This is a genomic window from Geopseudomonas sagittaria, assembly GCF_900115715.1.
Classification (GTDB): Bacteria; Pseudomonadota; Gammaproteobacteria; order Pseudomonadales; family Pseudomonadaceae; genus Geopseudomonas; species Geopseudomonas sagittaria.
Genome location: NZ_FOXM01000025.1, coordinates 1 through 26849 on the forward strand (window position 1 = coordinate 1; position 26849 = coordinate 26849).

Here is a 26849-nt window from a genome sequence, read left to right on the forward strand (position 1 = left end):
TCTTCGGCGAGCATGACCAGCGCCCGCCGGCCGGTGCGGATGACGGCCTCGCTCGGCACCCACAACACGCCCTGTTCGCTCGCCCGATTCAGGCGTACCTGCGCTGTCAACCCCGGTCGCAGGCGCCCGTCGGGGTTGGCCAGTTCGACGCGGACGCGCAGGGTACGGCTATCGGCGTTCGCCTCGGGCAGGATGGCGGCCACCCGGCCCGTCAGCACCTCGCCGGCGAAGGCCGGCAGGCGCGCCTCGACCGTCTGGCCGGCGGCCAGCACCCCGGCCTCGGCTTCCGGCACCGCCAGCTCCAGCCAGACGCTGTCCAGGCCGTTGATCCGCGCCAGGGTTGCGCCGGCCGCCACGCTCATGCCCGTGCGCACCGCCAGTTCCTGCAACACGCCGCTGATGGGGCTGGCGATGGTCAGGGTTGGCTGGGCCTTGCCGCTGCGCTCCACCCGGGCGATCAACGTCGCCGGCATCCCGGCCAGGCGCAGGCGCTGGCGGGCTGCCGCCAGCAGTTCGGCATCGCCACTGCGCGCAAGGGCGAGAAACTCTTCCTGGGCGGCGGCCCATTCCGGTACCAGCAGGTCAGCCAGCGGCGCGCCGGCTGCCAGCACGTCGCCCGGTGCATGGGAATAGACCCGCTCGACGAAGCCGCTGGTGCGCGCCTGGACCACCGCGACGTCCCGCTCGTTGAACGCCAGCACGCCGCTCACCTCCAGGCTGGTGGCGAGGGGCCCGCGGGCGACGGTCGCCAGGCGCAGACCGAGATTCTGGGTCAGCCGCGGATCGATGCTGACGGCGGCGCTGTCCGCGGCGGCATCGGTATAGCGGGGCACCAGCTGCATGTCCATGAAGGGGGACTTGCCCGGCTTGTCGAAACGCTGCTGCGGGTACATCGGGTCGTACCAGTACAGCACCGGACGGTCGTGCTGCGCGGTGGCCGTGGGTTCGACTTTGTCGACCGCCTCGGACGAGCGCTGCTGGGCGAGCCAGTAACCCCCGCCAGCGCCGAGAACGAGGGTCAGGCCGCCCCATGCGATTGTCGAGCCGATTCGCACGCTCATGGCTTCGCCTCCCCGTAGGCGAAATGCAGCCGCGCGCCGGTCCGGGCGCGCTGTGCCTCCAGCTCGACCTGGCGCAGGCGCGCCTCGATCAGCTCCTGGCGGGCGGCGATGACGCCGAGCAGATCGCCCTTGCCTGCGCGGTAGCTGGCCAGACTGAGCTCCACCTTCTCGCGGGCCAGCCGCACGAAGCTGTCGCGGTTGCGCTGCGTGGCGCGCTGCAGCCGCTGGTAGTCGGCCAGATCCTCTTCCAGTTGCTGGGCGTGCTCGCGCAGCAGGGCCTCGCGCTCGGCCTCCAGCTGGGCGAGTTCGGCATGCCGGGCGGCGATTTTCGGATCCTGCCGGGAGCCGGGGAACAGCGGCAGATCGAAACTCACCTGCATACCGACCATGTCGCCGAACTCGCGGCCGCGGCGCTGGTAGTCGAACTCCCAACTCCAGTCGGATTTCTTCTCCGCCTGCGCCTCGTGCACCTTGGCCTGGGCTTCGCGGGTCATCGGCTCGAAGGCGGCCAGCGCCGGGTGTCGCGGCAACTGGTGGGCGTAGCGGGCATGGTCGACAGACCATTCCGGCCAGTCGCCCGTCAGCGGCTGGTCGGCGGCCAGGCCTATCCAGCGGCGCAGAGCCGCGCGTGCCCGAACCTCCTGCTGGGCCAGCTCGTCCTGCCGCTCGGCCAGGCGCGCCGCTTCCTGTCTGGGCCGCACCGCATCGGCGGCCGGTCCTCGCCCGCCGGCGATCTGCGCCTGCACGGCGGCGGCCAGCAGGCGATTCTCGCGGAAGAAGTCGGCGAACAGCGCCTGCTGGCGTTCCACCGCGAGGCGGTCGATCCAGGCCAGCGCGGTAGCCTGGCGGACGTTGAGACGCTCGACCACGCCTTCGGCGGCGGCGCGCTCCACCGCTGCCGCGGCCACCTCGACCCGCGCCTGGCGCTTGGCCCGGTTGGGCACTTCCTGCATGACGCCGACCGTCTGCATGGTCATGAAGTCGCGGTCGATGCTCCAGCGCTCGGGGCCGCCGACCGGATAGTTCTGCACCCCCAGGCGCAGCTGGGGATCGGGCAGTTCGCCGGCGGGAATGGCCGCACTGCTGGCGGCTTGCAGTTTGGCCTGCTCGGCGGCCAGCGAAGGGGCGTTGTCTTCCGCCAGGCGCAAGGCCTCGACAAGAGTCAGCGGGGCAGCCTGGCTCGGCGAGGCCAGCACGGCCGCCACCAGGGCAACGGCGCTGGGCCACCCCGGATAGTGACGTTGGATGTTCATGCTCTCGATTCCTGTGATGTTTCGCGCAGAGATCGGCCGTCGCGCAGGGCGGGGGCAGCGATCCGGGGAAAAGCAGGAATCAGGCGCGAGGGGGACGCCAAGGGCCGGAAGCAGACTGCTCAGGCGGGAGATCGTGGGTATCGGATACCGCCAGGGAGGCGGACAGAGGAACGGGGGGTTTGGTCGTCGCCACCTGCAGCAGGCTGGCGGTCTTGCATTCCTGCCCCGTTTTGCAGGGCTTGCCATGCCCGGCGGAGCTGTCCATGTCCTGGCAGCAGTCGGGCAGCACATCCATGTCCATGGTCTGCGCCATGGCCGTCATGGCCGCCATGTCGCTCATCTGCATCGGGCAGGGCTCCACAGGCGTCTGTACCCCCGCCATCCCCGTGAAGGGAAGCGCCAGGCTGATCAGGAAAACCAGGTAGAGCCGCAGGTAGCGTTTCATGGAGGGCAGTTTAGTCCTCGCTTCGCGGGAGGCACAATTTCTACCTTGCCCTCAGGACCAGGCGCAGGTGCTGTCTCTGCCCCCTCCAGACTCGGAATGTGGCGCCAAATGGGATTAGTCTCCTAAGACGATGTTGCCCCTCCCGCCCGTTGCAAGAATCGGATCCAGTCGAATGCGGGCTCGATCCGCGCTGATCCAGCAACGGGAGAACAACAATGAAACGAGTCGAAGGCAAGGTTTGCATCGTGACCGGCGCCGCCAGTGGCATCGGTCTGGAGGACGCGAAGCTGCTGGTCCGCGAAGGGGCCAGGGTGGTGCTCACCGACCTCAACGAGGAAGCCGGCCAGCGTGCGGCTGCCGAAATCGGCGGCGCCGCCCTGTTCGTTCGCCACGACATCGCCAGCGAAGCCGACTGGCAGCGGGTGATCGATACCACCCTGGAAACCTTTGGCCGCCTCGACGTACTGGTCAACAACGCCGGCATCCTCGCCGTCGGCACCATCGAGGACACCTCGCTGGAGCTGTTCCAGAAGGTGCAAAGCGTCAACAACGCCGGCTACTTCCTCGGCTGCAAGTACGCGGTGCTGGCGATGAAGGAAACCGGCGGCGGCTCGATCGTCAATATGTCGTCGATGGCCGCACTGGGCGGTATGCCGGCGTTCTGCGCCTATTCGGCGTCCAAGGGCGCGGTGGCGGCGATGACCCGCTCGATTGCCATGCACTGCAAGCAGCAGGGCTACCGCATCCGCTGCAACAGCGTGCATCCGGACGGCGTCAACACGCCGATGACCAGCGCCCTGCACGGTGGTCAACCGATTGCCCAGGAGGATCTGGAAAAGGATCCGAAGAACCGCATGTGCGCCCCGCTGGACATCGCCAACGTGGTGCTGTTCCTGGCCTCGGACGAGTCGCGCTTCATCAACGGCGCGGAGATCCGCGTCGACAATGCCCAGCTGATCGGTGGCTCCGCCTGACTCGGTGCATCAGGCTGAAATTGCCTGAGTGAAAGTCTTCGTGTGCTGACAGGTCTTTCCCTTTGTCACCCTTTCCCCTGCCTCGAGGCCGGGTTTTTTTTGCCCGCGCTGCGCCGTATCGCCAGTGAGCTACCCCACACCCTCGTCCGAGGGCGGCATGGGGCAGTTCACGCGGTTCGCTATCAGGCCAGCGCGGCGACGCTGTTGAGCAGGGTCTTGACCAACTGGGCCTGGCGCGTCGCGCCGGTCTTGGCGAAGACCCCGCGCAGATGGGCGCGCACGGTATTGCGCGAGAGGCACAGGCGCCCGGCGCTCTCGTCCAGGGTCAAACCATCCATCATCAGCATGGCCACCTCGGTTTCCGTGCGGGTCAACTGGAACAGGCTGCGCAGCAGGTGCCGCGAGGCCTGCGGCGAGTCGCTCGGGTCGCGGATGAACACCGCCACGGCCGGCCGCCGGGCGTGGCCCTGGCCTTCGTAGTTGAGGGCGATGGGGCGCAGCAGCACGTTCAACGGTACTTCGCCGGTCGGACGGGACAGGGTGAGCACTTCCACCGACTCGTCGCGGCCCTGCTGGTGATGCTGGAGCACGCTCTGCACGGCCTTCTGCAGCTGGCGGTTGTCCTGCGCGGAATACGCGTGCAGCCGCTCCTGGCGACATTCCAGGCCATCGCGCGCGGCGAACAGGCGCTGGGCGGCCTGATTGCTGCGCATCACCTTGCCGGTCTCGTCGAGGATCGCCGTGCCGACCAGCAGGCGGTCGATGGTGGCGGCGTAGAGCAGGCGCTCCGAGTCCAGCTCGTCGACCGTCGAGTGCAGGTCCACCGCCTGCTGCAGGTGCGGCCGGAGCAGCTCGATCAGCGCCCGTTCCGACGCGTCGAAGTCCTCCGCCGCATGGTCACGGCAGACGAACAGGGCGCAGTGCATGCCGGCGTCGGTGCGCAGGTTGGCCACCAGCACGTAACGCAGGTCCAGCGGCTGCAGGTAGCTCCGGTAGAAGTCGTCGGCCAGCCAGTCCTCCGGGCCCAGCACCTGGTCGGCGCTGGCCACCTGGCCGGCTGGCCAGTCGAGGAAGGGGCAGATCGAATAGTAGTGCTCGCTGTAGGACGGCTCGCCCGGCAGGTGCGGTCCGTGGACCGAGGCGTTGACGATCAGGCCGGGGCGGTCGTGGGCGGGGTTGCGCAGCACCAGGGTCGCGAAGCTAGCGCGAAAGCGCAGGCGCAGCGCCTCCAGCAGGCCGGACCAGGGCGTAGGCTCCAGCGGGCCGCGGTAGGTCAGGGCGAGCAGGTCGCTCAGTTCGCGGGCGCCGAGCCCCGCCAGTTCATGAGCATGTGACGACTCGTGCATCCCGCGCCTCGCTTGTTGTGGTTGTCAGGCTGGATGGGGCCAGTATTTGCGCGCCGCAGGGCGGGCAAATCGTCCGTTTGGCCTAGGTGCGGGACTCGCATGAGCGGTAGGGGCGAATTCATTCGCCAAGCAGGCCGGAGGTCTGCCCGGGCAACATCGGGGGCCGCGTGGCGGCCCATGGCGAATGAATTCGCCCCTACAGGATGGCGGGCCCGCCAGGGCACGCTTGGCCTGTCAGCGCGGTAGCAGGAAGCTGCCGATCAGTTGATCGGCTTAGAGGTGATCCTCCACTGGGGATCCAGCGGGCCGATCATCTCCAGCAGCCGTTTGTAACCGGTGCGCAGGATGCGCCACTCGCCGTCCCGCTTGATGTAGCGATCTTCGTAGATCGCGCTGCCGTTGAGCAGGGTCTGCTCGTCGAGGTTGATGAAGACGTCGTTGAGGTACCAGAGGCCGGTGGCTTCGTCACCGTTGACGACGATTTCCGGGGTGTGGCCGTTGTGCATGCCGAAACGGCGGTTGGTGAAGCTGGTGCGGTAGAACTCCATGGCCTGCTCGAGACCGTTCAGTTCGAGTTGGTAGGTCGGGCTGTCGAAGCGGATCTGCACCTCGGGGGCGAGGATGCTGCGCAGCAGTTCGAGGTTGCAGGTGTCGATACCACGGAAATAGCGGGCCTTGAGCTGTTTGATCTGCTCGATGGCAACGAGATCCAGCATGTCAGTGATCTCCAGGGGAAGGGCGAGGGCCATTCTGGGAGTAGCGAAAGGAGGCGACTTCCCTGTCGCCCCGGCTAGTCAGCAGGGCAGAAAGTGGCCGCCGTTGACGTCCAGTTGCGCGCCGGTAATGACCTTGGCGTAGTCGCTGGCCAGGTACAGGGCAGCCATGGCGCAGTCGCCGTCTTCGGGGATCTTGCGCAGCGGAATCTGCTGGGCGACCTGGTCGACCAGCGACTCCATGGTGACGCCCAGGCGCTGGGCTTCGCTCTGGAAGTAGCCGATCACCGGCGCGCCCCACATCCAGCCCATGAAGGTGGAGTTGACGCGGATGCCGAACGGGCCGAGGTCCTGGGCCAGGTACTGCACGGCGGTTTTCAACGCGCCCTTGGAGACGGCATAGCCGGATTCCAGCTGGTTGGGGACGCGGGTGGCCATGGTGTTGATCATGACGATGCTGCCCGAGCGCTGCTGCTTCATCTGCGGCAGCACGGCCTGGGTCATCTGCATGGTGCCGAACAGGTTGACGTCCATGGCCTGGCGCCAGTCGTCCATGGACGACGCGGAGGAGCTGCCCCAGGCGCCATGGGAGTAGGCGGAATTGATCAGCGCGTCGATCCGGCCGAAGTGCTCGACCGTCAGGTCGGCGAGCTTCTGGCACTGTTCGACATCGGCAATGTCGGTGGGGACCTTGAGGACCGGGGTGTCGTAGCCCGCGTCGCGGATGGCCTGTTCGGCTTGGTCCAGCTTGGCCGGCGTGCGGGCGGCCAGCACCACGGCCTTGGCCTGGTATTCGGCGACACGCACGGCCAGCTTGATACCCAGGCCCGGGCCGATACCGGAGATGATGACGACTTTATCCTTCAGCAACATGGCAATTACCTTCTTGTTGTTGTGGTGCGAATGGACTGTTCAGGCGCGGCTGGCGTGCAGTTGTTCGGCGCGTCGTTTCAAATCCAGGGCCATCTGGTCGAAGCCTTTTTTCACCCAGGCACCGTGCTCGCGCATGATGGTGTCCTGATTCAGACCCAGGAAAATGTCAGTGGTGAAATAGCTGCAGCGGTTGGCGTCGATGGCCTGGATGTACTGATCGCGGCGGGCGGCGTCCATGTTTTCCGGGACGGGACGCTGCTCCCAGGACAACAGCTGCTCGGGGTCGCAGGCCACCAGGTATTCGAAGACCGGAACGGTTTCGGCGCTATCGGGGACACGTACCTGCATCAGCACCGGATCGCCGATCTGCAGGCCGCACTTGATGCTCGGACAGAAGCTGTTCCATGCGTGGTAATTGTCCAGATCGGTCAGCACTTCCCAGACCACTCGGGCGGGGGCGTCGATTTCCACCGTGATCGAGGTGACGATGTTTTCGGCCTTGGCCATGACTCGCTCCTGTTGGGCACTCAGTTGATGGGTTTGGAAGTGATCTGCAGCCGCCCGGGACCGGCTGGCGGCCCCGGGCGAAGGGCGCCTCACTGCGCCAGCAGGTAGTCGACGATGCGCTCGGCGGCGGCTTCCGCCGATTCGCGGCTGGTGTCGATGCGCAGGTCGGGCGCCAGCGGCGGCTCGTAGGGTGAGTCGATGCCGGTGAAGTTCTTCAGCTCGCCGCGCCGGGCCTTCTGGTACAGGCCCTTGGGATCGCGCTGCTCGGCCAGCGCCAGCGGTGTGTCGACGAAGATCTCCAGGAAGGCGTCGTCGCCGGCCAGGCTGCGCGCCAGTTCGCGCTCGGCGCGGAACGGCGAGATGAACGAGACCAGGGTGATCAGCCCGGCATCGAGCATCAGCCGGCCCACCTCGGCCACCCGGCGGATGTTCTCCACCCGGTCGGCTTCGCTGAAGCCCAGGTCGCGGTTCAGGCCGTGGCGCACGTTGTCGCCATCGAGCAGGTAGGTGTGGCGGCCCAGAGCGTTCAGCTTGCGTTCCACCAGGTTGGCGATGGTCGACTTGCCGGCCCCCGACAGCCCGGTGAACCACAGCATGCGCGGGGTCTGGCCCTTCAGCGCGGCGCGGGCGCCGGCGTCGACGTCGATGGCCTGCCAGTGCACGTTATGCGCGCGGCGCAGGGCGAAGTGCAGCATGCCGGCGCCGACGGTCTGGTTGCTCAGCCGGTCGATGACGATGAAGCCGCCGGTGTCGCGGTTGTCCGCGTAGGAGTCGAAGGGGATCGGCTGGTCGAGGCCGAGGTTGCACACGCCGATCTCGTTGAGCTGCAGGGTCCGGGCGGCCAGCTGTTCCAGGCTGTTGACGTCGACCTTGTGCTTGAGGGTGGCGCAGCTCATGCCCAGCGTGCGGCAGCCGATCTTCATCAGGTAGGGGCGGCCGGGCAGCATGGGCTCCTCGCCCATCCATACCAGGGTGGCCTCGAACTGGTCGGCCACCGCCGCCGGCGCGTCGGCCAGGGTGATCAGATCGCCACGGCTGATGTCGATCTCGTCCTCCAGGCTCAGGGTCACCGCCTGGCCACAGAGCGCCTCCTGCTGCTCGCCGGCCATGCCGAGGATGCCGCTGACCCGGCTTTGCCTGCCCGACGGCAGGACGCGGATCGGATCGCCGACGCGAATGCCGCCGGCGGCGACGTTGCCGGCGTAGCCGCGGAAGTCGAGGTTGGGCCGGTTTACCCATTGCACCGGCAGGCGGAAGGGCGTGCGGCTGGCGCGGCCGTCGTCCAGCGGGGCGCTTTCCAGGTGCTGCAGCAGGCTGGGGCCCTGGTACCAGGGCATGCTTTCGCTGCGCTCCAGCAGGTTGTCGCCCTTGAGCGCGGAGAGCGGGATGCACTGGATGTCGGTCAGCCCGAGCTTGGCGGCGAAGGCGCGGTACTCGGCCTCGATGGCGCGGAACACGCTTTCCGAATAGTCCATCAGGTCCATCTTGTTCACCGCCACCAGCACCTGGCGGATGCCCAGCAGGGACACCAGGAAGCTGTGCCGGCGGGTCTGCGCCAGCAGGCCCTGGCGGGCGTCGATGAGGATCACCGCGAGGTCGGCGGTGGAGGCGCCGGTGACCATGTTGCGGGTGTACTGCTCGTGGCCGGGGGTGTCGGCGACGATGAACTTGCGCTTGTCGGTGGCGAAGAAGCGGTAGGCCACGTCGATGGTGATGCCCTGTTCGCGTTCGGCGGCCAGGCCGTCGACCAGCAGGGCGAAGTCCAGTTCGCCGCCCTGGGTGCCGAGCTTCTTCGAGTCGACTTCGAGCTGGCCGAGCTGGTCCTCGAAGAGCACCTTGGTTTCGTAGAGCAGGCGGCCGATCAGGGTGCTCTTGCCGTCGTCGACGCTGCCGCAGGTGATGAAGCGCAGCAAATCCTTGCGCTGTTGCTGCTGCAGGTACTGGTCCAGGCTGGTAATCGCGTTCATCAGAAGTACCCCTCTTGCTTCTTCTTCTCCATGGAACCAGCCGAATCGCTGTCGATCAGCCGGCCCTGGCGCTCCGAGGTGCGGCTCACCAGCATCTCCTGGATGATGGCTTCGAGGCTGTCGGCCTCGCTGTCGATGGCGCCGGTCAGCGGGTAGCAACCCAGGGTGCGGAAGCGCACCTTGCGCAGCTCGGGCGTCTCGCCCGGCAGCAGCGGCAGGCGCTGGTCGTCGACCATGATCAGCGTGCCGTCGCGGCGCACCACCGGGCGCTCGGCGGCGAGGTACAGGGGAACGATGGGGATGCGTTCCAGGTAGATGTATTGCCAGATGTCCAGCTCGGTCCAGTTGGACAGCGGGAACACCCGCAGGCTTTCGCCCTTGCGCTTGCGCGTGTTGTACAGGTGCCACAGCTCGGGGCGCTGCTGCTTGGGGTCCCAGCGGTGCTGCGCGGAGCGGATCGAGAACACCCGCTCCTTGGCGCGCGACTTCTCCTCGTCGCGGCGGGCGCCGCCGAACGCGGCGTCGAAGCCGTAGTGGTCCAGCGCCTGCTTGAGGCCCTGGGTCTTCCAGATGTCGGTATGCAGGGCCGAGCCGTGCTCGAAGGGGTTGATCCCGCGCTCCACGCCTTCGGGGTTGACGTGCACCAGCAGCTCCAGGCCCAGGCGCTCGGCGGTCTGGTCGCGGAAGGCGATCATCTCGCGGAACTTCCAGGTGGTGTCCACGTGGAGCAGGGGGAAGGGCGGTTTGCCCGGGGCGAAGGCCTTCATCGCCAGGTGCAGCATCACTGCGCTGTCCTTGCCGATGGAGTAGAGCATCACCGGGTTCTCACACTCGGCGACCACTTCGCGGATGATCTGGACGCTTTCCGCTTCCAGGCGTTGCAGGTGAGTCAGCATCGCTTGTCTCCGTGGGAGGGGACCGGCGCCGCGGGCTGCGGGCCGGATTTTTTCCACGGTAGGGAAGCTGCCGCTCTGGCTTCTTCGTCTGACCAGACGAACTTTTACCGCCCTCGACGAGCAGGGTTTCCGGCCGCGCACCGGCTGCGCGCTTTTTAGTCCGCCCAGACGAAGAATCGATGTCCGTGGCCTCCCTAAGGTGACGACAGCGGCGCCCATCGCGCCGGACCAAAGGAGACCGACATGGCGACAGATGAGATCGAACGGCAGGTGTGCAGCGGGCAGGTCTGGAGCGATTTCTGCGACCAGCTCAAGCGTTGCGGCGAGCAGATCCTGCGGGCCGAGGCGCCCAGCGACGCGCTGAACCGCGCGGAGGGTTACCGCTACCTCACCCGCTTGCTGCGCATCGCCCTGGAAATGCACCTGGAGTTCGCCGACCCGGACTTCCCCGGCTTCTTCTCGCCGTCCCACGAGACGGCCAAGATCGGCGCCGACAACCCGGACAACCTGTACCAGTACGCCCGCCTCAACGGCGAGAACCAGTACCGCGTCAGTGGCCGGCGCGGCAGCGTGGCCTACCTCAGCTTCGGCACCCAGAAGGGCGGCTACGAGAGCGACGGCACCATGATCCAGACCGGCTTCATCGACGCCAGCCAGTTGCAGCTGGAGGCCGACGGCAGCTTCGAGCTGATCCTCAGCCAGCAGCCGCCGGCCGCCGGCAACTGGTTGCGCATCGAACCGGAGAGCAACGCACTGATCGTGCGCCAGACCTTCCTCGACCGCGCCGCCGAGCAGCCGGCCCAGTTGCGCATCGAGCGGCTGGATAGCCAGCAGCAGCCGCAGCCGCTGACTGCCGAGCGTCTGCAGCAGAGCCTGGGCCGGGTCGCCAGCTTCGTCGAAAACACCGCGCGGCTGTTCGCCGACTGGGCCGAGGGCTACCAAGCCCGGCTGAACCAGCTGCCGCCGGCCGACCAGGCGCTGTGCCAGGCGGTGGGCGGCGATCCGAACATCTTCTACTACCACGGCTACTGGAAGCTGGCGGCGGACGAGGCGCTGCTGATCGAGGTGGAGCAGGTACCCGACTGCGACTTCTGGAACCTGCAGATCGACAACTACTGGATGGAGTCGCTGGACTACCGCTACCACCGCATCTGCCTGAACAAGCGCTCGGCGCGGCTCGATGCCAACGGCGGCGTGCGTCTGGTGCTCAGCCATCGCGACCCCGGCCTGGCCAACTGGCTGGAAACCGCCGGCCATAGCAACGGCACCTACTGCCTGCGCTGGGTCGGCGCCACGCACCCGGTCCATCCCACCACCCGCGTGGTCAAGCTCGCCCACCTCGAGGAGCTGCAATGAGCCATTCCGTTTCCTTCGCCCCGGACAGCCTGCTGGCCGAGGCCAGCGCCCGCGTCGGCGGGCTGGACGACTTCGGTCCCGGCGATTTTCGCGAGGCCCTGCGCGTGCTGGAGCCGGCCCTGCACGGCCAGTCGCGCCTGTCGGCCCAGGGCGCGGCGCTGCTGCGCGAGAAGCTGGTGTCGCAATTGGCCAACCGCCTGGTGATCGAGGACCACTGCAAGCGCTTCCCGGAGATCCTCGAGCAGCCTGTCGACGACCCGCTGGTGATCGTCGGCCTGCCGCGCACCGGCACCACCCTGCTGCAGCGCCTGCTGGCGGTGGACCCGCAGTTCAGCAAGGCGCAGTGGTGGGAGACCCGCTATCCGGCGCCGCTGCCCGGGGAAAGCCTGGAGCAGCCGGACCAGCGCATCGGCCGGGCGCGCGGCGAAGTGGCGGCGATGATCGAGTTCGTGCCGCAGATCCTCGCCATCCACCCGCTGGACGCCGAACAGCCGGACGAGGAATTCATGCTGATGGAGCACTCCTTCCTCTGCGCCATGGATTCCTACGTCAACGTGCCGGACTACACCGCCTGGCTCGATCGCCAGGACCAGACCCAGGTCTACGCCTACCTGAAGAAGACCCTGCAGTTCCTGCAGTGGCAGCAGGCCCGCCGCGGCATCGCCCCGGGGCGGCGCTGGCTGCTGAAGAGCCCGCAGCACCTGCATACCCTGGAGCTGCTGCTGCAGGTGTTCCCCGGCGCGCAGGTGATCCTCACCCACCGCGATCCGGGCAAGACCATTCCCTCGCTGGCCAGCTTCATCCATACCCTCTGGCAGATGTACAGCGACCAGGCCGACCCGGCCCAGGTCGGCGAGCAGTGGAACAGCCGCATGGCCCGCGCCCTGCGCCACAGCATGGCGGTCCGCGAGCGGATGCCGGCCGGCGCTTTCCTCGACGTGCGCTTCGAGGACACCGTGCACGCGCCTCTGGAGGTGGTGGAGCGCATCTACCGCTTCGCCGGTTTGGAGCTGGCGCCGGCGACCCGAGTGGCGATGGCCGCCTGGCTGGCGCTCAACGGCCGCGACAAGCGCGCCGCCCACCAGTACGACGCGGCCGCCTTCGGCCTGGACGAGGCCCGCCTGGAAGAGGACTACGGCGCCTATCGCGCCCGTCACGCCGTCCAGCTCGACGCCAACGGCGAGCGGATGCGCTGAGGAGGCGAACATGCTGGATCATTGCGCCTTCAATGGCGATGCCGACGGGCTGTGCGCCCTGCAGCAGCTGCGCCTGGCCGGCGAGCTGGACGCGGCGGTGCGCCTGGTCAGCGGGGTGAAACGCGACATCGGCCTGCTCGAACGGGTGCAGGCCGGCGCCGGCGCGCGGGTCACGGTGCTGGACATCGCCCATGAGCAGAACCGCGCGGACGTGGCGCGACTGCTCGCAGGCGGTGCCGGCGTGCGCTACTTCGACCACCACTTCGCCGGCGAGCTGCCGGTCCACCCGGGGTTCGCGTCGTTCATCGACACCGCCGCGGACGTCTGCACCAGCCTGCTGGTGGATCGCTTCCTCGATGGCCGCTTCCACCGCTGGGCGGTGGCGGCGGCCTTCGGCGACGGCATGCCGGGGCCGGCACGAACCCTGGCCCGCCGCCACGGACTGGGGGAGGGCGACACCGCGCTGCTCGCCGAGCTGGGCCTGCTGCTCAACTACAACGCCTACGGCGAGCAGCTGGACGATCTGCATTTCGACCCGCTGGCGCTGGCGGCGGAACTGCTGCCGTACCAGGACCCGCTCGACTTCGTGCAGGGCAGCCCGTGCTTCGCCAGGCTGCGCGAGGGCCATGCGGCCGACATGGCGGAAGCCGCCGCCCTGCGCCCGTGGCGGGAGGGGCCGGGGGCCAGGGTCTACCGCCTGCCTGCCGCGCCCTGGGCGCGGCGGGTCAGCGGGGTGCTGGCCAACCAGCTGGCGGCCGGCGAACCACAGCGCGCGCTGGGTCTGCTCTCGGCGCGCGCCGACGGTAACTGGCAGTTCAGCCTGCGGGTACCCGCCGACGCGACGTTGTCGGCGGATGCCTTCTGCCGGCGTTACCCCAGCGGCGGCGGCCGCAAGCGCGCCGCGGGCATCAACCGCTTGCCGGACGCGACGCTGGAGGATTTCGTGGCGGCATTCCTGACCAGCTATCCCGCGCGCGCTCTTCGCTGACGGCAACGCTCGACGGCGTCCCCAGGCCAGCCGTCCCCAGGGCAATCGCATCATCCGCTGCAGGGGCGAATTTATTCGCCAAAATTCCCCGCAAGGCGAATGAATTCGCCCCTGCAGACCGGGAAATTGGCTTCATGCGATTGCCCTGCCCGCAGCCCCCCTGCAGGCCAGTCACCATGCGGCTTGCGCGTTAGTCTCATCGGACGATGTTGGCCCCCTGGCGCGGCGGTTAAATCCGGGGCGTGGGGCCTCCCGGCAGTCCGGCCGCGCGGCTCCCCCCACGAACAAGACCGAGGAATGCGCCGCATGGACATCCGTGGCCCGGGCTACCTCGGGAGGCGCCCGATTTCTTCGCCGAGAAGCGCAGCGCCCGATTCGCAGGCTGAGGCAGGTTGACCATGGAACTGAACTACACCCCGGCCCAGCAGGCCTTCCGCGCCGAGGTGCGCGCCTGGCTGGCCGCCAACGTGCCCGCCACACCGCTGGCCTCTTTCGACACCGCAGCGGGCTTCCAGCAGCACCGCGCCTGGGAGGCCCGGCTCAACGAGGGGCGCTGGGGCATGGTGACCTGGCCGACCGAGCTGGGCGGACGCGGCTGCGATCTGATCGAGTGGCTGATCTTCGAGGAGGAGTACTACCGCGCCGGTGCGCCGGCGCGGGTCAACCAGAACGGCATCTTCCTGCTCGGCCCGACCCTGATGGAGTTCGGCACCGCCGAGCAGCAGGCGCGCTTCCTGCCGCGCATGGCCACCGGCCAGGACATCTGGGCCCAGGGCTGGTCGGAGCCGGGCGCCGGTTCGGACATGGCGGCGATCCGCTCCACGGCCAAGCGGGAGGGCGGCCACTATGTGCTCAACGGCCAGAAGATCTGGTCGACCCGCGCGGTGTGGGCCGACTGGCTGTTCGGCATCTTTCGCAGCGATCCGCACTCCACCCGCCACCACGGCCTGACCTTCATCCTCCTGCCGCTGGACAGCCCGGGCGTCACCGTGCGGCCGATCCCCCAGCTCAATGGCCTGCCGGGCTTCGCCGAGATCTTCTTCGACGACGTCAAGGTGCCGGTGGAGAACGTCCTCGGCGGCGAGGGCATGGGCTGGCACGTGGCGATGTCCACCGCCGGCTTCGAGCGCGGGCTGATGCTGCGCTCGCCGGCGCGCTTCCAGGAAACCGCGCGGCGTCTGCTGCAGCTGTACCTGGCCAACCGCGAGCAGGCCGACCACGACCCGGCCATCGGCGAGGCGGTGATGCGCGCCTGGCTGGACGCCGAGGCCTACACCCTGAGCACCTATATGACCGCCTCTCGGCTGGTGCAGGGCGGCAGGATCGGCCCGGAGTCGTCGACCAACAAGATCTTCTGGTCGGAACTCGACCAGCGCATGCACGAGACCGCCCTGAGCATCCTCGGCCAGCGCGCCGAGCTGCTGCCGGAGGCGCCGGACGCCGGCGAGGTCGGCCAGTGGCTGGACGGCTTCCTGTTCGCCCAGGCCGGGCCGATCTACGCCGGCACCAACGAGATTCAACGCAACATCATCGCCGAGCGCATGCTCGGCATGCCGCGGGCCTGAGGAGCAGCGACCATGGACTTTACCTTCAGCGACGATCAACTGCTGCTCCAGGAGAGCGTCCACAAGTTCTTCACCAACGAGGTGACGCCCGAGCTGATCCGCGAACTGTGGGACAGCCCGGGCGGGCGCAGCGACGCGCTGTGGACGCAGCTGGTCGAGCTGGGCCTGCCGGCGCTGAGCGTGCCGGAAAGCCATGGCGGGCTGGGCATGAACGAGCTGGATTTCGTGCTGATCGCCCAGGAGTGCGGCTATGCCGGCCTGCAGGAGCCGCTGGTGGATACCGTGCTGGTCGGCGTGCCATTGCTGGCGGCTCTTGACGAGACCCAGGCGCATCTCAAGGACGGATGGCTGCGCCGGGTGGCCGCGGGCGAGGCGCGGCTGGCGGTGGGCCAGCCGGGTCATGCGCTGGTGGCCGACGCCCATGTCGCCGACCTGCTGCTGCTACCGCACGGCGACGAGGTGCATGCCGTGCCGAGCGCCGCGGCGGTCCTGACCGCCAACCCTTCCGTTGACCCCAGCCGCCGGCTGTTCCGCGTCGACTGGACGCCGAGCGCCACCACCTGCGTGGCCGCCGGCGAGCAGGGCCGGGCGCTGTGGGCCGCCAGCCTGAACCGCGGCAATCTGGGCACTGCCGCCCAGTTGCTCGGCCTGGCCATGCGCATGGTCGACCTGGCGGTGGACTACAGCTTCGAACGCAAGCAGTTCGGCAAGCCGGTGGGCTCGTTCCAGGCGATCAAGCACCTGATGGCCAACGTCGCGGTGCAGATCGAGTTCGCCAAGCCGCCGCTGTATCGCGCCGCCTACGCCATTGCCCGCGGCCAGGCCGACCAGGACGTGCTGGTCTCCCATGCCCGTCTGGCCTGCGGCGAGGCGGCGCTGCTGGCGGCGAAGAACGCCATCCAGGTCCATGGCGCGATGGGCTACACGTGGGAAATGGATCTGCAGATCTTCATGAAACGTGCCTGGGCGCTCGAAAAGGCCTGGGGCGGACGCGGCTCGGACAAGGCACGGATCCGCGAGGCGCTGTTCGGCGGCCTGGTGGCCGCCGGCGCCGGCCACACCTTCGCTGCCGCCGGCTGATCGCCCACAGCACATCCTTCAGCCCTCCCGGCGGGGAGGGCGTTGCCCGCTACGAGGTAATCCCATGGAGGCTGTCGCTGTCCTCAAGCGTCCGGTCGCGCCGTCACCGGCCACTGGCGCCGCTGTGCTGCCCGAACTGATCGGGCTGGCCTACGAGGGGCTGAACGAGGCCAGGCCCTGGGGCGGGCTGGCCGAACGCCTGCGGCAGGTGCTGGCGGCGATCAACGTCACGGTGACCCTGCTGCACGCCGAGGACCGGCCAACCGATATTCAGGTGATGTCGGTCGAGGAGGACGACGACACCGACTGGCTGCTGGCGGAAAGGCTCTACCGCGAGCGTTTCGCGCATATCGAGCTGGTCGATCCCAAGTCGCTGATGCCGGGCGACCTCATCGTCTTCGGCCCCGAGGATGTGGATGCCGAGTGCGCCGCGCACATGGTCTCCCTCAATCTCGCCAGCTGCCTGCGGACCTGCTTCGCCGAACCCGGCGGCATGCGTTGCTGGGTCGACGTGATCCGTGGGCGGACACTGCCTGCTCGGCCGTTCTCGGCGGCCGAGCGGGAGCTGGTTGCGGCGCTGCTGCCCCACCTGACCCGCGCCCTCGGGCTGTACGCCCGGCTCAAGCGTCAGGAGGCGGAAAAGGCGATCTATGAGGGCTGCCTGGATCATCTCTTGCTCGGCTGCCTGCTGCTCGATGGCGATGGCCGGCTGCTCTGCGCGAACCGGGCTGCCAGGGGCATTGTCGACAAGCACCGCGGCATCGAACTCAGCCACGGGCGGGTGCAGCTGCAGGACCGCGCGGCCCAGCAGGCGCTGGAGAGGGCGATAGCCCATGCCGTCGCGGCCGGCGCGCGGGAGGGCGGGCACTGCCGCGGCGAGCTGGTGCGCCTGCAGGCCCGCGATGGCGTGCTGCTGGGCATGCTGGCGACCCCGGCGCCGCTGCTCGACTACTACTACCAGGGCCGGCACGTGCCGAGCGCGATCATCTACCTCTCGGAACTGACCGAGAGCCTGGCCATGCAGCCGCTCGCCGGCGGTTCCGCGGCGGAGCCGATTGCCCAGCTGCTCGACCTGACCCGCCAGGAAGCCCGGCTGGCCGCGCTGCTGGCCGGCGGACAGACCATCAGCGAAGCCGCCGGGCAGATGGGCATCGCGGTGACCGCCGCGCGCAACTACTCGAAGAACATCTACGCCAAGCTCGGCATCAAGGGCCAGACCGACCTGGTGCGCATCCTGTTCAAGAGCTTCGCCCTGCTGCGCTGAGCGGCGCATCACTAGGCGACAGCGCGTTGCTGCAGGGCAATCGGCAGGGTGGCCGCGGCCGCCAGGGCCGCGCAGAGCAGCAGGGCAGGGGCGTAGCTGCCGGTGGTGTCGACCAGGTAGCCGACGGCGGCCGGGCCGAACGCCGCGCCGAGCCCGCCGAGCAGGTTGCCGATGCCGAGCAGGCTGCCGAAGTTGCGCTGGCCCACGGCTTCCACCAGCAGCAGCGGGGCGAGCTGGTTGACCAGGTTGAAGGTGGTGCCCCAGCTCAGGGTGAACACCGCGAGCGCGACCAGGCCCCAGGCCGGGTGCTGGGCGAGCAGCAGGCAGAGCAGGCCGGCGATGCCGATGGCGTTGCCGCACAGCAGGATGCTCCTGGCGCACAAACGCTGACTCAGCGCGCCGAACAGGAAATTGCCCGCCAGGGAGGCGGCGCCCACCCCGGCGTACCAGCTGGAGGCGGCCTGCGCCGAATAGCCGGCCGCGACCAGGCAGGAAACCAGCGAGATGTAGATGCCCACGCCGCTCATGGTCAGCAGCAGCTGCATGACGATCCACAGCCAGTAGCGGGGCATGCGCAGGACCTGGCCGATGGCGTGGCCGGCAAGCGCCTCCGCTGCGTGCCGGCTGGCCGCCGCCGGCGCTTCGGGCAGGCGCGCCAACCACAGTAGCAGGGGCACGCAGACCAGCAGGATCAGGCCGGCGATGAGCTGCATGACGCTGCGCCAGCCGAGTTCGCCGATCAGCCGGGTGAGCAGGGTGGGAAAGATCACCCCGCCGATGGCGGCCCCGGCGAGCAGGATGCCGAAGGCCAGGCCCTGCCGGGCGGGGGCCATCCAGCGCGAGGCCAGGGTCATGGCCGGGACATAGGTCGAGGCGCCGACGCCGATGCCGGCCAGCGCCAGGGCGAGGGTGAGCCGGTCGATGTCGGGGCTGCCGGCGGCGAGCAGGTAGCCCAGCGCCGCCAGCACGCTGCCGGCGGTCATCACCGGGCGCGGCGCGAGGCGGTCGAGCAGCCAGCCGGCCAGCGGCATGCTCAGGGTCATGCTGAGCATGAAGGCGGTGGCGAAGCGCGCGGCCTGTTCGTGGCTGCAGTGCAGGTCCGCGGTGATCGGCAGGGTGAACAGGCCCAGCGCGCTGATGGTGGTGCCGAAGATCACGCACAGCACCACCGCCAGGCCAGCGACCAGCAGCCAGGCCTGGCGCTGGTCGGGCAGGGCCGCCGCCACTGCCTGGGGAGCCGGGCGGTTTTCGGCGGCCTCCGCTAGCGCTGCGCCATCCAGCGCCACTGCCGTCTGTTGCATACGCGCCATGCTCGATCTCTCAGGTGATGGGTCGGAAAGTCCGGCCCGGAGTCTACCCAGCGACCGATCTCCCCCAGCAGTACCAGCTGGTACTGGAGCGCCGCTCCGCCTCCTCAATAGGATCGAAACCGCTGCGACAGGCAGTGGCGGGGCGATCCCGCCGCGCCCCGAGCAGTCCGCAGCGTGTGCTGCGCAGTGAATTCGAGGAGGCGGCAGTGAGTTGGCGAGGGTTTCGGTATGCAGTGGCGGGACAGGTTCCCGTCTTTCCGGCAGCGGATGCCTATGAAGCAGGGGTGGTGCCCATTCGCTTCAGCGGTTGGCCGCTGCCAGGGGAAATCCCGGCCTATCCGGCCCTGGATCGGGACATCGAGGCGGACGTGGTGGTGGTCGGCGCCGGGCTGGCCGGCGCCTCGCTGGCCTTGCGCCTGGCCGAATGCGGCGTGCGGGTCGTGGTGCTGGAGGCCGACCAGCCGGGCAGTGGCGCCTCCGGCCGCAACGCGGGGCATGTGCAGCCCTATCTGGGCTCGTTCGACCCCCTGCGTAGCCATGCCGACGGCGGAAAGCGCTTTACCGACTACTTCATCGAGCACCGCAACGTGGTCTTCGATCTGTGCCGCAAGCATGGGCTGCAGGCCGATGCGGCCCAGTCCGGCATGGTCGATGCGGCCAGCCGCCGGCATGCCGCGCTCGACGCCAAGGTGAAGAAGTGGAAGGCCTTCGGCTATGCCGTGGATGTGGTCGGCGCCGAGTGCCTCAAGGAGCTGCTCGGCACCGACGCCTACAGCTACGGCATCCACTGGCGCGAAGGCGGACGGGTCAACCCGTTCCTGTTCACCAACGGCATGATCGCCGCCGCCGTCGGTTTGGGCGCCGAGGTGTACGGCAACTCCAGCGTGGTGGGTTGCGAGCGCAGCGGCTCGTCCTGGTGGGTGCGCACCGCCGTCGGCAGCGTGCGCACCCAACAGGTGGTGCTCTGCACCAACGGCCACGTCGGCAATGCCTTCTTCCCTGAGCTGGCCCGTACCCAGTTCCCCTTGGTGGCCTGCGGTCTGGCGACCAGGCCGCTGCCCCAGGCGGCGCTGGAGATCATCAATCCGGCGCGGGTCGCCCTCATGCAGTATCCGGCCGGCCTGTATCCGCTGGTCATCGACGGTCGCAACCGCCTGATCACCGCGACCATTCCGGCCGCCGGCCGCGCGCAACGGGCGGCGGATCATTTCGCCTACTTCCTGCGCTACCTGTGGCGCACCTACCCGCAGCTCGGCGACACGCGCATCGAGCTGGAGTCCTACTGGACCGGCATGACCGCCAATTCGTCCTCGGTCTACGACGCCTGCTACCCGAAGCTGTACCAGGTCGCCGATGGCGTGCTGGCGCTGAACAACTTCGGCTCCTGGGGCAACGTCCTCGGCCCGTTGCTGGGCGTCAACCTGGCCGATGCGCTGGTCGGCGGCCGCCTGCAGGACTGTGTGCTGCCGCTGGAAACCCCGAGGGCCGTGCAGTTCCCCGGCCTGTTCGAAACCAAGATCCGCCGCGTGCTGATCCCGGCGGCGCGCTGGGCCGACAAGTTCAACCTCGTCTGAGCGGGCAGTGCCCGCGCAGCGAATGCCTTGCAGAAGAACAACAACCAGAGAAAGAAGGAAAGAACCATGAAAGTCTTGCTATTGGGCTGCGGCAACGTGGGCGCCAACGTGGCGCGCCAGCTGGTCCCGCGCCACCCCGAGCTGGAGTACGTGGTCGGCGACCTCGACCTCGGCGTCGCCGAGAAGCTCGCCGCCGAGCTGGGCCCGCGGGTCCGCGGCGTGCGCGCCGACGTGCGCGACCCCGCCCGCCTGGACGAGCTGCTCGACGGCGTCGACCTGGTGTTCAACGCCGTGGGGCCGTTCTACCGCAGCGCCGTGCCGGTCATCGAGGCCGCGCTGCGCGCGCGGGTCGACTACATCGACATCAACGACGACCACGATGTGGCCGAGGCGCTGTTCCTCGATCCGTCCTGGAATCTGCGCGCGCTGCAGGCCGGGATCAAACTGGTCATCGGTTGCGGTTCGACGCCGGGGCTGACCAACGTCATGGCCCGCCTGCTCGCCGACCGCCTCGACAAGGTGCGCGAGATCCACCTGGCCACCGCCGTGCCGTTCCTGCCGGGCCTGCTGTCGCCGGCTGTGGTCGACCACATGATGCATATCACCGCCGGCGAAGTGGTGCAGTTCATCGACGGCGAGTACTGCAAGATGCCGGGCTGGGGCGGTCGCCTCGAAGTGCCCTATGCCGCGCCGTTCAAGGCCTACCCATCGTTCTTTATCGGCCATGGCGAGACCGTCACCCTGCCGCACTTCGTCAAGGGCCTGGAGCAGGTGACCAACCGCATCGGCTTCTTCCCCGAAGCCGGCTCGGAAATCTGGCGCAAGCTGATCGACCTGGGCCTGGGCAGCACCGAGGTGATCGAGGGGCTGGGCATCTCGCCGCTGAAGTTCCTCACCCGCCACCTGACCAGCGAGGCCGGCGGCAAGAGCATGACCGTCGATCTCTCCGACGAGCCCTGGGCCGTCGTCTTCCGCGTGGAGGTGATCGGTGAGCGCGATGGCGCCGAAGTCCGCTCGGTGCTGGAGCAGCACCTCGATCTGCCGGTCGAGGAGACCACGGACAGTACCTCCGACCCGACGCCGACCTGCGCGCGGCTGGCCATCGAGGCCTGGCTGGCCGGTCAGGTGTCCGGCCAGGGCCTGCTGGCCCCGGAGGTCTGCCTGGATGCCGAGGCCTACGTGCACGCCTACGCCTGCGAGACCGGCGCCACCTTCATCACCACCGAAACCAAGGTCAAGCGCCACGAGCACGCCTGATCGGTGTGCCACCGGAAACGATGACGAACGGACCGCTCCCCGTCGGGAGCGGCCTGGTGCACAACAAGAACAAGAGGAAAGCCATGAATATCCCGTTTCGTAGCAGCCTGCCGCTGGCAGCCCTGCTGATGCTGGTCGCCCAGACTGGCTGGGCCAGGATCGACACGACCGACGCGCAGAAGCTCGGCAAGGAACTCACCTGCTTCGGCGCCGAGCAGGCCGCCAATGCCGACGGCTCCATTCCGGCCTTCGCCGGCCAATGGCTGGGCACCCCGCCCGGCGTCAAGTTCGCTGGCCTGGGCGCGCGCCACCCCGACCCCTATGCCGACGAGAAGCCCCTCTACACCATTACCGCGCAGAACATGGCGCAGTACGAGCAGCGCCTGTCCGATGGCCAGAAGGCGCTGCTGCGCAAGTATCCGCAGACCTTCGCCATTCCCGTCTACCCCAGCCACCGTGACTTCCGTCTCGACGACGTGCGCTGCGATATCACCCGCAAGAATGCCCTCGTTGCCGAGCTGGAGGACGGCAACATGGGCGTGAAGGCCCTCAAGGGCGGCACGCCGTTCCCGATCCCGCGGAACGGCGACGAACTGCTGCGCAACATGCTGCTGCCGGCCTACGTCCTCGAGGAGGATGCGGTGTACGACCAGGCGGTGGTCTATCCGGACGGCAAGGCGGCCTGGGGGCAGATGCGCTACGAGATCCTCGACAAGACCGGCGGTCCGGAGGATCTCGGCCAGCCGACGACGGGGGTCTTCGCCTACTCGCGGGCAACCGTGCTCAAGCCCGAGCGTCAGAAGGGCGAGGCTTCGATGACCTACACCTACTTCAACGAGCTGACCAACCCGCAGACCAGCTGGCAGTACAACCCCGGCGCCCGGCGCGTACGGCAGTCCCCCGGCTTCGGCTTCGACATGCCGCTGGGCGTGGGCGGTTTCCGCACCATCGACGACGACCGCCTGTTCAACGGCTCGCCCGAGCGCTACGACTGGAAGCTGGTTGGCAAGCGCGAGCTGTACATCCCCTACAACGGCTACCGGCTGGAAGGCGCGGACGTGAAGTACGCCGACCTGCTCAAGGCCGGCAGCATCGACCCGCGCTTCATGCGCTACGAGCCGCACCGCGTCTGGGTGCTGGAAGCCACCCTCAAGGAAGGCTATCGCCACCGCTACGCCAAGCGCGTGCTGTACATCGAGGAGGACAGCTGGCAGGCGGTGATGGCCGACAACTACGACGCGCGCGGCCAGCTGTGGCGCACCAACTTCATGAACACCTTCTACGCCTACGACGCCCGGGTGTTCCACGCCGGGGTCACGGTCTACCACGACCTGATGTCCGGGGCCTACCTCGCCGACCGCCTGACCAACGAGGGCGCGGCGCCGAAGCTCAACGGCGACCGGCTGAAGCCCTTCATGTACACCACCGACATGCTGCGCCAGGCGGGCCGCTGATCGGACACGGCGAAACGGGATTTCCCTAACTCCCCACCTATGGCGCGGTGACGACGGCCTGCCGCCGTCACCGCGACCTGCTGCGCCCTGATCGAGCAAAAGAGGCTCCGCGCGGCAGGCAATCAGGAGACAGAAGATGAAGCATTTTGCAGATAGGTCGATGGTGAACAGCCGGCTCGGGCCGTGGCTGCTCGGGGTCTGGCTGCTGCCCCTTGGCGCGCCGGTATCGGCCGGGTCCTTCAGCCTGGGCGACGAAGTCAGCGCCGACTACACGCTCAACCTTTCCTACGGCGCGGCCTGGCGGCAGCATGATCCGGCGCGCGCCCTGGTGGACGGGCCGATCGACCCGGAGAGCGGCCTGCCGACCACGGTCAACTCCGACGACGGCAACCGCAACTTCAAAGGCGGTGCGATGATCAACAACCGGGTGGCGCTGCTCGGCGAGATCGACCTGAAGTACCGCAACTACGGCGGCTTCGTGCGCGCCAGCACCTTCTACGACGACGTGTACTATCACGCCAACGACAACGACTCGCCGGAGACCGTCAACAAGAGCGGGACTCACGACCACTTCAGCTCGCAGGCCAAGAACCGCGCCGGCAGCCGCAGCCGCATCCTCGACGCCTACCTGTACGGCAACCTGCAGACCGGCGAGCAGTCGATGCTCAACCTGCGTGCCGGCCGCCAGGTGGTGCAGTGGGGGGAGAGCCTGTTCTTCCCCAACATCGCCGGTGCCCAGTCGCCCGCCGATGCCACCAAGGCCAACGTGCCGGCAGTCGAGGTGAAGGACATCCTGCTGCCGGTCGGCCAGGTGCTCGCCCAGTGGCAGCTCAACCCGGCGTTCGGCCTGGCGGCCTACTACCAGTACGAGTACAAGCCCACCGAGCTGGACCCGGTCGGCAGCTACTTCTCCTACGCCGACATGATCGGCCCGGGCGCCCAGTTCATCCATGCGGCGCCCGGCTTCACTATTCCCAAGGGCCCGGACGACGAGCCGCGCGACAGCGGTCAGTGGGGGGTGAGCGCCCGCTTCGCGCTCGGCAGCGAGAGCGAGGCGAGCCTCTACTACCTGCGCTACCACGACAAGAACCCCAACGTGGCGCTGAACTTCGAGGACGGTTTCCCGACCTCGTACAGCGTGGTGAATTTCGACGACATCAAGCTGAGCGGGGCGAGCTTCTCGACCCGCCTGGGCGACGTCAACCTGGCCGGCGAGGTCAGCTACAAGGAAGATGTCCCGGTGCTGGTCGACTCGCTGATCGGCCCGTCCGCCACCCGCGCCGAGGCCACCCAGGCGCAGCTCTCGGCCATCTATCTCCTCGGGCCCATGCCGCTGTCGGACCAGACCACCTTCATCGCCGAGGTCGCCTACCTGCACGTCAACGACGTCGATGCCTTCGAGTTCGCCGGCACGCGCTCCGACGAGCTCACCTACGACCGCAACTCCTGGGCCTACCAGCTGCTGATGACGCCGTCGTGGACCAACGTCATCGACGGCTGGGACCTGAACATGCCGATCTCGTTCGCCCACCAGGCCAGCGGCACCGCCGCGGTGGCGGGGGCCTTCGGCAGCCTGGTCGGCGAGGGTGACAAGCGCGTGAGCGTCGGCCTCAACGGCAAGTACCTCAACAACCTCGAGCTGGGCGTGGCCTACAACGGCTTCCTGGGCAGCGCCGATCTGGACAAGCGTCCGCTGGCCGACCGCGACTACTTCGCGTTCAGCGCCAAGTACAGCTTCTGAGGTTTGCCGCGGGGCAGGCAGATGTCTGCTCCGCCGTCCCTGCGCGGCGCCGGCCTGTAGGGGCGAATGAATTCGCCCCTACAGGGGATCTACCGGTTGCCGCCCTGCATCCTTCGGGATCGTCCATGCGGACGATTCCGCGGCGTGCCCCAGTCGCCAGACTCGAGCCCACCGAACGCCCACGGCGCGCGTCCCCGCGAGCCGCGCGGGCGTGCCGGCTGAAGCGGCCCGAGGAGCGACTACATGCTTACCCCCAAACAGATCCAGGCCCAGATGGCCCTCTACGTGCAGCTGGTGGATGCCGGCGATATCGACGGCATCCTGGCGCTGTATGCCGCCGATGCCACGGTCGAGGACCCGGTGGGCACACCGGTGCACCAGGGTATCGACGCCATCACCCGCTTCTACCGCGAGGGGCTGGCGCGCAGCCGGGCCCGCGCCAGTCTCGACGGCGCCGTCCGCGCCACCCACAACGGCTACGGCGCCGTGCCCTTTCGCGTCGAGCTGGACTGGGACGGGCGGCGCTGCTCGATCGAGGTGATCGACGTGATGGAGTTCGACACCGAAGGCTGCATCCGCTCCATGCGTGCCTACTGGGGCGAGCCCAACCTGACCATGAGGGACCTGTGATGAACCTGGAAGCCCGCATTGCCCGCCTGGAGGCACTGGAGGCGATCCAGCGCCTCAAGCATCGCTATCTCAATGCCTGCGACCTCAAGCAGGTCGAGTCGATCCGCGATTGCTTCGCCGAGGGGGAGATCCTCATCGACTATGGCCCCATCGGCACCTTCCGCGACCGCGACAGCTTCGTCGCGGTCTATCGGGAACTGGCCTGCCAGCCGCGGGTGATCGACCTGCACCACGGCGCCAATCCGGAGATCTACCTGCTGGGAGAGGATGGGGACGAGGCGGTGGGGCGCTGGGCGCTGTGCTATTGCAACCTTGACGCCGAGACTGGCGCCACCCGCAAGCTGGGCGGCTTCTACCAGGACCGCTACCGGCGTGTCGACGGGCAGTGGCGCATCGTCGCAACCGCGTTCCGCGGGCACTTCGAAACCAGCGGCGCTAGCCTGCAGCACACGCCCTGAATGGCGGGATGGCTACGCTGGATGAAAAACGGGGATCATCACGATCCCCGTTTTTTGTTGTTCACTCCGCGTTGGCCGCGGCCAGGAAGGCCGGTGCCTCGCCGCCGCCGTGCACGCAGATGTCCACGCCGCTGACGTAGCTGGCCAGCGGCGAGGCGAGGTACAGGCAGGCGTTGGCGATGTCCTGCGGGCTGGCCATGCGCTGCAGCGGGATGCTGGCGGCGACCCGCGCGACCCCCTCGGCATCGCCGTAGTGCAGCTCGGCCTGTTCGGTGAGGGTCAGGCCGGCGGTCACCGCGTTCACCCGCACCCGCGGCGCCCATTCCACCGCCAGCGAACGGGTCAGATTGAGCAGGCCGGCCTTGGCCGCGCCGTAGGCAGCTGTGCCCGGCGAGGGGCGGATGGCGCTGACGCTGCAGATGTTGATGATCGCGCCGCCGTCTGCCTGCGCCTGCATCACCCGGTTGGCCAGCTGGCAGAGATTGAGCGGCGCCAGCAGGTTGAGGCGGATGATGGACTCGGAGAAGCGCGGCGAGGCAGTCGCCGCGTCGGCATGCGGCGCGCCGCCGGCGTTGTTGACCAGCACGTCGAGGCGGCCGTGGCGCTCGACCACCGCCTCGATCAGACGCTGGGCCTGCTCGACGTCGCGCACGTCGCAGGGCACGAAGTGCGCCTGGCGGTCGCCATGGGCCGGCAGACTGTCTGGCGCGTTGCGCCCGCAGATCACCACCTCGGCGCCGCGCGCGAGAAAGCCCAGGCTGATGCCGCGGCCCACGCCCTTGCCGCCGCCGGTGACCAGGACCACCTTGCCGCTGAAATCGATCGGATCGTGCATGCTTCACCTCATTAACCAGTCGCTGATGCCGCCAAGGCTAACGGGGCAGGGCGACGGCGCCTTCGTCCGAAAGGACTCGGCGCCGCAGCTTAGTCTCCTCGGACGA

Annotated in this window: 24 protein-coding genes; 13 read left to right on the plus strand and 11 right to left on the minus strand. The window is 68.4% G+C overall.

Features of this window, described 5'->3' with window-relative positions; all coding sequences use genetic code 11:
- From BM297_RS20035 to BM297_RS20045, 3 genes are all read right to left on the minus strand, one after another.
- Nucleotides 1-1061, minus strand: a 1061-nt coding sequence (locus BM297_RS20035) for an efflux RND transporter periplasmic adaptor subunit (protein WP_092435229.1), incomplete at its 3' end; no start/stop codon positions are given.
- On the minus strand, nucleotides 1058-2314 hold the full coding sequence (locus BM297_RS20040) for a TolC family protein (RefSeq protein WP_092435232.1): 1257 nt from the start codon (nucleotides 2312-2314) through the stop codon (nucleotides 1058-1060). The genes BM297_RS20040 and BM297_RS20035, both read right to left, overlap by 4 nt.
- A 79-nt stretch (nucleotides 2315-2393) precedes the next feature.
- A complete protein-coding gene (locus BM297_RS20045) occupies nucleotides 2394-2759 on the minus strand; it encodes a hypothetical protein (protein ID WP_092435235.1) in 366 nt (121 codons plus the stop codon).
- Between the two features lie 215 nt (nucleotides 2760-2974).
- Between BM297_RS20045 and BM297_RS20050 the strand changes: the two genes are divergently transcribed.
- The gene (locus BM297_RS20050; protein WP_092435238.1) at nucleotides 2975-3733 is read left to right on the plus strand and encodes a glucose 1-dehydrogenase; all 759 of its coding nucleotides are present in this window, start codon (nucleotides 2975-2977) and stop codon (nucleotides 3731-3733) included.
- Nucleotides 3734-3915: 182 nt separating this feature from the next.
- Here BM297_RS20050 and BM297_RS20055 read toward each other — a convergent pair whose 3' ends face one another.
- The 6 genes from BM297_RS20055 to cysD all read right to left on the minus strand — a co-directional run bounded on the left by BM297_RS20055 (nucleotide 3916) and on the right by cysD (nucleotide 10035).
- A complete protein-coding gene (locus BM297_RS20055) occupies nucleotides 3916-5079 on the minus strand; it encodes a helix-turn-helix transcriptional regulator (RefSeq protein ID WP_092435240.1) in 1164 nt (387 codons plus the stop codon).
- A 260-nt stretch (nucleotides 5080-5339) separates the two neighbouring features.
- Complete coding sequence (locus BM297_RS20060; protein WP_092435341.1) at nucleotides 5340-5795, minus strand: nuclear transport factor 2 family protein; 456 nt, start codon at nucleotides 5793-5795, stop codon at nucleotides 5340-5342.
- Nucleotides 5796-5873: 78 nt separating this feature from the next.
- A complete protein-coding gene (locus tag BM297_RS20065; protein WP_092435243.1) occupies nucleotides 5874-6665 on the minus strand; it encodes an SDR family oxidoreductase in 792 nt (263 codons plus the stop codon).
- 39 nt (nucleotides 6666-6704) lie between these two features.
- The gene (locus BM297_RS20070; protein WP_092435246.1) at nucleotides 6705-7172 is read right to left on the minus strand and encodes an SRPBCC domain-containing protein; all 468 of its coding nucleotides are present in this window, start codon (nucleotides 7170-7172) and stop codon (nucleotides 6705-6707) included.
- Between the two features lie 89 nt (nucleotides 7173-7261).
- On the minus strand, nucleotides 7262-9139 hold the full coding sequence (gene cysN, locus BM297_RS20075; protein ID WP_092435249.1) for a sulfate adenylyltransferase subunit CysN: 1878 nt from the start codon (nucleotides 9137-9139) through the stop codon (nucleotides 7262-7264).
- Entirely contained in the window at nucleotides 9139-10035 is an 897-nt protein-coding gene (gene cysD / locus BM297_RS20080; RefSeq protein ID WP_092435252.1) for a sulfate adenylyltransferase subunit CysD, read from the minus strand. Before cysD ends, cysN begins: the two co-directional genes overlap by 1 nt.
- A 243-nt stretch (nucleotides 10036-10278) precedes the next feature.
- Here cysD and BM297_RS20085 point away from each other — a divergent pair, with 243 nt between their 5' ends.
- The 6 genes from BM297_RS20085 (at nucleotide 10279) to BM297_RS20110 (ending at nucleotide 17484) form a co-directional block, all read left to right on the plus strand.
- Complete coding sequence (locus tag BM297_RS20085; RefSeq protein WP_092435255.1) at nucleotides 10279-11391, plus strand: DUF1214 domain-containing protein; 1113 nt, start codon at nucleotides 10279-10281, stop codon at nucleotides 11389-11391.
- A complete protein-coding gene (locus tag BM297_RS20090; protein WP_092435257.1) occupies nucleotides 11388-12587 on the plus strand; it encodes a sulfotransferase family protein in 1200 nt (399 codons plus the stop codon). The genes BM297_RS20085 and BM297_RS20090 overlap by 4 nt, the downstream gene beginning before the upstream one ends.
- Before the next feature lie 10 nt (nucleotides 12588-12597).
- Nucleotides 12598-13575 (plus strand): acetyltransferase, encoded by a 978-nt coding sequence (locus BM297_RS20095; RefSeq protein ID WP_092435260.1) that lies wholly within the window; start codon nucleotides 12598-12600, stop codon nucleotides 13573-13575.
- Between the two features lie 398 nt (nucleotides 13576-13973).
- Entirely contained in the window at nucleotides 13974-15140 is a 1167-nt protein-coding gene (locus BM297_RS20100; RefSeq protein ID WP_092435263.1) for an acyl-CoA dehydrogenase family protein, read from the plus strand.
- Between the two features lie 12 nt (nucleotides 15141-15152).
- Nucleotides 15153-16220, plus strand: coding sequence for an acyl-CoA dehydrogenase family protein (locus BM297_RS20105; protein WP_092435266.1), 1068 nt, complete (start codon nucleotides 15153-15155; stop codon nucleotides 16218-16220).
- Nucleotides 16221-16284: 64 nt separating this feature from the next.
- The gene (locus BM297_RS20110) at nucleotides 16285-17484 is read left to right on the plus strand and encodes a helix-turn-helix transcriptional regulator (RefSeq protein WP_092435269.1); all 1200 of its coding nucleotides are present in this window, start codon (nucleotides 16285-16287) and stop codon (nucleotides 17482-17484) included.
- 11 nt (nucleotides 17485-17495) lie between these two features.
- Here the strand turns inward: BM297_RS20110 and BM297_RS20115 are convergent, their stop codons facing one another.
- A complete protein-coding gene (locus tag BM297_RS20115; protein ID WP_217648294.1) occupies nucleotides 17496-18794 on the minus strand; it encodes an MFS transporter in 1299 nt (432 codons plus the stop codon).
- A gap of 287 nt (nucleotides 18795-19081) precedes the next feature.
- On the opposite strand from BM297_RS20115, the gene BM297_RS20120 reads away from it, so the two are divergent.
- The 6 genes from BM297_RS20120 to BM297_RS20145 all read left to right on the plus strand — a co-directional run bounded on the left by BM297_RS20120 (nucleotide 19082) and on the right by BM297_RS20145 (nucleotide 25908).
- On the plus strand, nucleotides 19082-20368 hold the full coding sequence (locus BM297_RS20120) for an NAD(P)/FAD-dependent oxidoreductase (protein WP_217648295.1): 1287 nt from the start codon (nucleotides 19082-19084) through the stop codon (nucleotides 20366-20368).
- A gap of 66 nt (nucleotides 20369-20434) precedes the next feature.
- Nucleotides 20435-21625: a saccharopine dehydrogenase family protein gene (locus tag BM297_RS20125; protein ID WP_092435281.1), complete on the plus strand. Its 1191-nt coding sequence runs from the start codon at nucleotides 20435-20437 to the stop codon at nucleotides 21623-21625.
- 83 nt (nucleotides 21626-21708) lie between these two features.
- Nucleotides 21709-23079: a DUF1329 domain-containing protein gene (locus BM297_RS20130; protein ID WP_092435284.1), complete on the plus strand. Its 1371-nt coding sequence runs from the start codon at nucleotides 21709-21711 to the stop codon at nucleotides 23077-23079.
- Between the two features lie 136 nt (nucleotides 23080-23215).
- Nucleotides 23216-24820: a DUF1302 domain-containing protein gene (locus BM297_RS20135; protein ID WP_092435287.1), complete on the plus strand. Its 1605-nt coding sequence runs from the start codon at nucleotides 23216-23218 to the stop codon at nucleotides 24818-24820.
- 243 nt (nucleotides 24821-25063) lie between these two features.
- Nucleotides 25064-25450: a steroid Delta-isomerase gene (locus tag BM297_RS20140; protein WP_092435291.1), complete on the plus strand. Its 387-nt coding sequence runs from the start codon at nucleotides 25064-25066 to the stop codon at nucleotides 25448-25450.
- A complete protein-coding gene (locus BM297_RS20145; RefSeq protein ID WP_092435294.1) occupies nucleotides 25450-25908 on the plus strand; it encodes a nuclear transport factor 2 family protein in 459 nt (152 codons plus the stop codon). The genes BM297_RS20140 and BM297_RS20145 overlap by 1 nt, the downstream gene beginning before the upstream one ends.
- Nucleotides 25909-25969: 61 nt before the next feature.
- Here the strand turns inward: BM297_RS20145 and BM297_RS20150 are convergent, their stop codons facing one another.
- Nucleotides 25970-26743, minus strand: coding sequence for an SDR family oxidoreductase (locus BM297_RS20150; protein WP_092435297.1), 774 nt, complete (start codon nucleotides 26741-26743; stop codon nucleotides 25970-25972).
- Between the last annotated feature and the right edge of the window lie 106 nt (nucleotides 26744-26849).

Bases quoted from the DNA above. Each gene is read 5' to 3' on its own strand.
- BM297_RS20110 (WP_092435269.1), top strand. From the start codon at position 16,285: ATGGAGGCTGTCGCTGTCCTCAAGCGTCCGGTCGCGCCGTCACCGGCC.
- BM297_RS20130 (WP_092435284.1), top strand. From the start codon at position 21,709: ATGAATATCCCGTTTCGTAGCAGCCTGCCGCTGGCAGCCCTGCTGATG.
- BM297_RS20115 (WP_217648294.1), bottom strand. From the start codon at position 18,794: ATGGCGCGTATGCAACAGACGGCAGTGGCGCTGGATGGCGCAGCGCTA.
- BM297_RS20140 (WP_092435291.1), top strand. From the start codon at position 25,064: ATGCTTACCCCCAAACAGATCCAGGCCCAGATGGCCCTCTACGTGCAG.
- BM297_RS20145 (WP_092435294.1), top strand. From the start codon at position 25,450: ATGAACCTGGAAGCCCGCATTGCCCGCCTGGAGGCACTGGAGGCGATC.
- BM297_RS20070 (WP_092435246.1), bottom strand. From the start codon at position 7,172: ATGGCCAAGGCCGAAAACATCGTCACCTCGATCACGGTGGAAATCGAC.
- BM297_RS20085 (WP_092435255.1), top strand. From the start codon at position 10,279: ATGGCGACAGATGAGATCGAACGGCAGGTGTGCAGCGGGCAGGTCTGG.
- cysN (WP_092435249.1), bottom strand. From the start codon at position 9,139: ATGAACGCGATTACCAGCCTGGACCAGTACCTGCAGCAGCAACAGCGC.
- BM297_RS20060 (WP_092435341.1), bottom strand. From the start codon at position 5,795: ATGCTGGATCTCGTTGCCATCGAGCAGATCAAACAGCTCAAGGCCCGC.
- BM297_RS20050 (WP_092435238.1), top strand. From the start codon at position 2,975: ATGAAACGAGTCGAAGGCAAGGTTTGCATCGTGACCGGCGCCGCCAGT.
- BM297_RS20125 (WP_092435281.1), top strand. From the start codon at position 20,435: ATGAAAGTCTTGCTATTGGGCTGCGGCAACGTGGGCGCCAACGTGGCG.
- BM297_RS20045 (WP_092435235.1), bottom strand. From the start codon at position 2,759: ATGAAACGCTACCTGCGGCTCTACCTGGTTTTCCTGATCAGCCTGGCG.
- BM297_RS20065 (WP_092435243.1), bottom strand. From the start codon at position 6,665: ATGTTGCTGAAGGATAAAGTCGTCATCATCTCCGGTATCGGCCCGGGC.
- BM297_RS20095 (WP_092435260.1), top strand. From the start codon at position 12,598: ATGCTGGATCATTGCGCCTTCAATGGCGATGCCGACGGGCTGTGCGCC.
- BM297_RS20105 (WP_092435266.1), top strand. From the start codon at position 15,153: ATGGACTTTACCTTCAGCGACGATCAACTGCTGCTCCAGGAGAGCGTC.
- BM297_RS20150 (WP_092435297.1), bottom strand. From the start codon at position 26,743: ATGCACGATCCGATCGATTTCAGCGGCAAGGTGGTCCTGGTCACCGGC.
- BM297_RS20090 (WP_092435257.1), top strand. From the start codon at position 11,388: ATGAGCCATTCCGTTTCCTTCGCCCCGGACAGCCTGCTGGCCGAGGCC.
- cysD (WP_092435252.1), bottom strand. From the start codon at position 10,035: ATGCTGACTCACCTGCAACGCCTGGAAGCGGAAAGCGTCCAGATCATC.
- BM297_RS20040 (WP_092435232.1), bottom strand. From the start codon at position 2,314: ATGAACATCCAACGTCACTATCCGGGGTGGCCCAGCGCCGTTGCCCTG.
- BM297_RS20135 (WP_092435287.1), top strand. From the start codon at position 23,216: ATGAAGCATTTTGCAGATAGGTCGATGGTGAACAGCCGGCTCGGGCCG.
- BM297_RS20055 (WP_092435240.1), bottom strand. From the start codon at position 5,079: ATGCACGAGTCGTCACATGCTCATGAACTGGCGGGGCTCGGCGCCCGC.
- BM297_RS20100 (WP_092435263.1), top strand. From the start codon at position 13,974: ATGGAACTGAACTACACCCCGGCCCAGCAGGCCTTCCGCGCCGAGGTG.